The 842-nt window shown below is 67.7% G+C and carries 1 pseudogene; it reads left to right on the top strand.

The features are described 5' to 3' along the window. Window positions 1-842 (top strand): annotated as a pseudogene (locus tag A9X04_RS27840) (thiamine pyrophosphate-binding protein); the annotation flags it as partial.

Below are 842 nucleotides of genomic sequence, written 5' to 3'. Positions count from 1 at the left end.
CTGATCGGCACCGACGCCTTCCAGGAAGCCGACATCTCCGGCATCACGATGCCGATCACCAAGCACAACTTCCTGGTTCGCTCGGGTGACGAGATCCCGCAGGTGATCGCCGAGGCCTTCCACATCGCCTCCTCGGGGCGTCCCGGTGCGGTGCTCGTCGACATCCCCAAAGACGTGCTGCAGGGGCAGTGCACGTTCAGCTGGCCGCCGCGCATGGAACTGCCCGGCTACAAGCCGAACACCAAGCCGCACAACCGGCAGATCCGCGAGGCCGCCAAGCTGATCGCGGAGGCCCGCAAACCGGTGCTGTACGTCGGCGGCGGCGTCATCCGCGGCGAGGCGACCGAGCAGCTGCGCGAACTGGCCGACCTGACCGGCATCCCCGTGGTCACCACCCTGATGGCGCGCGGCGCGTTCCCCGACAGCCATCGGCAGCACATGGGCATGCCCGGCATGCACGGCACGGTCGCCGCGGTGGCGGCGCTGCAGCGCAGCGACCTGCTGATCGCGCTGGGCACCCGCTTCGACGACCGGGTGACCGGAAAACTGGACACCTTCGCCCCGGACGCCAAGGTCATTCACGCCGACATCGATCCGGCCGAGATCGGCAAGAACCGCCACGCCGACGTCCCGATCGTCGGCGACGTCAAAGCCGTCATCATCGAGCTGATCGCGATGCTGCGGCACTACGACATTCCCGGCAACATCGAGATGACCGAATGGTGGGACTACCTGGACGGCGTCCAGTCCACCTATCCGCTGAGCTACGGCCCGCAGAGCGACGGCAGCCTGGGCCCGGAATACGTCATCGAGAAGCTGGGTCAGATCGCCGGCCCGGACGC

Source organism: Mycobacterium sp. E3247 (assembly GCF_001667785.1).
Taxonomy (GTDB): domain Bacteria; phylum Actinomycetota; class Actinomycetes; order Mycobacteriales; family Mycobacteriaceae; genus Mycobacterium.
The sequence above is the reverse complement of the archived record's forward strand: the minus strand, read 5'-3'. Positions and strand labels throughout refer to the sequence as shown.